Annotated in this window: 3 protein-coding genes and 4 tRNA genes; 6 read left to right on the top strand and 1 reads right to left on the bottom strand. The window is 48.0% G+C overall.

The genetic code is table 11. The annotated features are described in order from the left end of the window. Positions 1–141: 141 nt before the first annotated feature. Together murB and birA are read left to right on the top strand one after the other, a co-directional pair. Positions 142–1,170, top strand: coding sequence for a UDP-N-acetylmuramate dehydrogenase (gene murB, locus FDW88_RS19790; protein ID WP_137363210.1), 1,029 nt, complete (start codon positions 142–144; stop codon positions 1,168–1,170). Continuing rightward, positions 1,167–2,129: a bifunctional biotin--[acetyl-CoA-carboxylase] ligase/biotin operon repressor BirA gene (birA, locus tag FDW88_RS19785; protein WP_115259739.1), complete on the top strand. Its 963-nt coding sequence runs from the start codon at positions 1,167–1,169 to the stop codon at positions 2,127–2,129. The genes murB and birA overlap by 4 nt, the downstream gene beginning before the upstream one ends. Positions 2,130–2,160: 31 nt before the next feature. Here the strand turns inward: birA and coaA are convergent, their stop codons facing one another. After that, positions 2,161–3,111 carry a type I pantothenate kinase gene (gene coaA, locus FDW88_RS19780; RefSeq protein WP_096759485.1) on the bottom strand — a complete coding sequence of 317 codons (951 nt, stop codon included), beginning with the start codon at positions 3,109–3,111 and terminating at the stop codon, positions 2,161–2,163. Between the two features lie 390 nt (positions 3,112–3,501). On the opposite strand from coaA, the gene FDW88_RS19775 reads away from it, so the two are divergent. From FDW88_RS19775 to FDW88_RS19760, 4 genes are all read left to right on the top strand, one after another. Beyond that, positions 3,502–3,577, top strand: a tRNA-Thr gene (locus tag FDW88_RS19775). Between the two features lie 8 nt (positions 3,578–3,585). Further along, a tRNA-Tyr gene (locus FDW88_RS19770) sits at positions 3,586–3,670 on the top strand. A 115-nt stretch (positions 3,671–3,785) separates the two neighbouring features. After that, positions 3,786–3,860: transfer RNA gene (locus FDW88_RS19765), tRNA-Gly, on the top strand. A gap of 5 nt (positions 3,861–3,865) precedes the next feature. Continuing rightward, a tRNA-Thr gene (locus FDW88_RS19760) sits at positions 3,866–3,941 on the top strand. Positions 3,942–4,089: the final 148 nt, after the last annotated feature.

Genomic DNA, 4,089 nt, shown 5'->3' with positions numbered 1-4,089 from the left:
TGAAGAAGCCCATCCTGACGGATGGGCTTCTTTGCGTCTGTTGTTTGTCGGTGAGCGCTTAATATCCCGCTCTTCCATAACACAAGCCATCCTGAGGCATATGCGGTAAACTAAGCACGATTTTGCATCAGGAAAGCGTCTATGAATCACTCCCTTAAAGTCTGGAACACCTTCGGTATTGATCAGTATGCTAATGAACTTGTCTGCGCCGAAAATGAGCAACAATTACTGAATGCCTGGCAATCAGCCAATGCATTACAACATCCAGTGCTGATCCTCGGTGAAGGGAGTAACGTTCTGTTTCTTGATGCCTTCTATGGAACGGTGATTGTTAACCGTATTAAGGGCATTCAGGTCACAGAACAACCTGATGCCTGGCATTTGCACGTAGGTGCGGGGGAAAACTGGCATCATCTGGTACAGTATACTCTGCAACTGGGCATGCCAGGGCTGGAAAACCTTGCGCTCATCCCCGGTTGTGTCGGTTCATCGCCGATCCAGAATATCGGTGCTTACGGCGTAGAACTACAGCGTGTCTGTGAATATGTTGATTGCGTTGAACTGTCGACGGGCAAACATTTACGCGTCGCAGCAGCGGAATGCCGTTTTGGCTATCGTGATAGTATCTTCAAACATGAATACCAGGATCGCTTTGCGATCGTTGCAGTTGGGCTGAAACTACCAAAACAATGGCAGCCGGTGCTGACCTACGGCGACTTAACTCGCCTGGATCCCTCGACGGTGACGCCGCAGCAAGTGTTTGATGCCGTCTGTCATATGCGTACAACTAAACTACCTGACCCTAAAATACAGGGTAACGCGGGGAGCTTCTTTAAAAATCCCGTCGTTACCGCAGAAGTTGCTCAGGTGCTGCTGGCACAATTCCCGACAGCGCCTCATTACCCTCAAAAAGATGGCTCTGTGAAACTGGCTGCTGGCTGGCTTATCGATCAATGTCAGCTAAAAGGGGCGAGTATAGGTGGTGCTGCGGTACATCAGCAACAGGCGCTGGTACTTATTAATGCCAACGATGCAACAAGCCAGGATGTGGTGCGGCTTGCCCATCACGTTCGCCAGAAAGTGGGTGCGAAATTTAATGTCTGGCTTGAGCCTGAGGTCCGATTTATTGGACCGAAAGGGGAAATGAACGCCGTGGAGATCATAGCATGAAGGATCATACTGTACCTCTGACGCTTATTTCATTGCTGGCTGATGGTGAATTTCATTCGGGTGAACAGCTAGGTGAAAAGCTTGGCATGAGTCGTGCGGCTATCAATAAACACATCCAGACGTTACGTGACTGGGGTGTTGATGTCTTTACCGTTCCCGGTAAAGGATACAGCTTACCGGAACCTATTCAGCTCCTGGATTCATCAGTTATTCATTCCCAACTGGGTGGTGGAAATATTACCGTCCTGCCGGTCATTGATTCGACCAACCAATACCTTTTGGATCGTATTGGGCAACTGGAATCAGGTGATGCCTGCGTCGCTGAATATCAGCAGGCCGGACGTGGCCGTCGTGGGCGTAAATGGTTTTCTCCGTTTGGAGCAAACCTTTACCTCTCAATGTTCTGGCGTCTGGAGCAGGGACCGGCGGCTGCGATTGGCCTGAGCCTAGTCATTGGTATCGTCATGGCAGAAGTATTACGCGATCTGGGTGCCGATAAGGTGCGCGTGAAATGGCCTAACGACCTCTATCTGCTCGATCGTAAACTCGCCGGCATTCTGGTGGAGCTTACCGGTAAAACGGGTGACGCTGCGCAAATTGTTATTGGCGCGGGTATTAATATGGCAATGCGTCGGGTGGAAGAGAGTGTGGTTAATCAGGGCTGGATTAACCTGCAGGAAGCGGGAATTAACATTGATCGTAACACCCTTGCCGCTCGGTTGATCCGTGAGCTGCGTGCGGCACTCGTACTGTTTGAGCAAGAAGGGCTAACGCCTTATTTACCACGTTGGAAGACGCTGGATAATTTTATCAATCGTCCCGTTAAATTGATTATCGGCGATAAAGAAATATTTGGTGTATCCCGGGGAATAGATGCGCAAGGTGCGCTATTACTTGAACAGGATGGCGTGATCAAACCGTGGATGGGTGGAGAAATATCACTCAGAAGCGCAGGGTAATAAAAAGGGGAGCGATAGCTCCCCTTTTTGTTTATTTCCGTAATCTCACTTGTTCAACAGCATGGTTGGCGCTTTTAGTCATGATTAAGCTGGCTCGCTCACGCGTTGGTAAGATATTTTGTTTTAAATTCAGCCAGTTAATTTCTTTCCAAAGTGTTGTGGCGGTATTGATAGCCTCATCTTCAGACAGTTTGGCGTAGTTATGGAAATAAGAGTCGGGGTTGGTAAATGCCCCTTCACGGAATTTCAGGAAACGATTGATATACCACGTCTGGAGTAATTCTTCTGGTGCGTCAACGTAAATAGAGAAGTCGACAAAGTCAGAAACAAATACATGATGTGGATCGTGAGGGTAATCCATCCCACTTTGTAATACGTTTAATCCTTCGAGAATTAAAATATCGGGTTGTGCGACGGTCTTGTCTCCATCAGGGATCACATCATAGATAAGATGTGAATAAACCGGCGCCGTGACGTTAGGGACACCTGACTTGAGGTCGGAAACGAATTTTACCAGACGGTGCATATCGTAGGACTGAGGGAAGCCTTTCTTCTTCATAAGTCCACGGTCTTTCAACACCTGGTTAGGGTGAAGAAAGCCATCGGTGGTAATCAACTCAACCTTGCGATGCTCAGGCCAGCGACTCAACAATGCCTGCAGGACGCGCGCAGTGGTACTTTTTCCTACCGCAACGCTGCCAGCAATACTGATGATATAAGGAATACGCTCGCCGTTGGTGCCTAAAAATTGCTCCAGCACAGCCTGACGGCGCAGGTTTGAACTGATGTAAAAGTTTAGCAAACGCGATAAGGGCAAATAAATCTCGGCAACTTCTTCCAGCGATAAGTCTTCATTAATGCCTTTCAGACGAGCAATCTCTTCCTCGGTCAGGGTCATCGGCACGGAATCACGAAGCGCAGCCCACTGGTTGCGATCAAACTGTAGGTAAGGCGTCATTAACGCTTGCTCTTTTATACTCATACGCATGGTCTGGCTGTCATTGCGATATCAGGTCAGTAATAAAAAATGAATTCATCCCTGGCACGCAATGGCACGTCACATTTCAGTTAATTTGGACAATGGGCAGGAGGGTAACACCAGATGGGAGGGAATAATAAGAAAAAATCATCCCCTGAAAAGCAATGTGACGGGTATTCCAGATGTAAAAAGAGGCACTTTGCATCAGTTGGTATACATATGATGGAGTAAAACACCTCCTGGACGGTCGTGAAACGTTGTAAATTTGTACAGTCAGGCGCGAGAATAGATTATTTATCGGCCGTATAGTGTAAAATGTGAGCGATAGAACGTTTTATGCGATTTTTTAGTTGCATGAAAGCGCAGGTCTCCATAAAATGCGCGCTACTTGATGCCGACTTAGCTCAGTAGGTAGAGCAACTGACTTGTAATCAGTAGGTCACCAGTTCGATTCCGGTAGTCGGCACCATCAAGTCCGGTGGGGTTCCCGAGCGGCCAAAGGGAGCAGACTGTAAATCTGCCGTCATCGACTTCGAAGGTTCGAATCCTTCCCCCACCACCACTTTCTGGCAGCGTTATCGCCGCCTGGGTTGGTTAGAAAAATTAACCAGCTCAAACAGAAAAGAGAGAAATCTCTTTTTTGTTACAGAAAGAACTGGGTAGCCGAGTTTCAGGATGCGGGCATCGTATAATGGCTATTACCTCAGCCTTCCAAGCTGATGATGCGGGTTCGATTCCCGCTGCCCGCTCCAGACGTGCTGATATGGCTCAGTTGGTAGAGCGCACCCTTGGTAAGGGTGAGGTCCCCAGTTCGACTCTGGGTATCAGCACCACTTCACTTCTCCTTCCCGTTTCTCTCTGTTTACTTTTAAAAGCATTCAACAGTTCAGGTATATTGCCTGGTTGATGTGGTGATATCACCGATTTATCCGTGTCTTAGAGGGACAATCGATGTCTAAAGAAAAATTTGAACGTACAAAA

The organism is Citrobacter sp. wls829, assembly GCF_005280825.1.
Classification (GTDB): Bacteria; Pseudomonadota; Gammaproteobacteria; order Enterobacterales; family Enterobacteriaceae; genus Citrobacter; species Citrobacter gillenii.
Note: the sequence above shows the minus strand (reverse complement) of the source record. Positions and strands in the feature narration are given on the sequence as shown.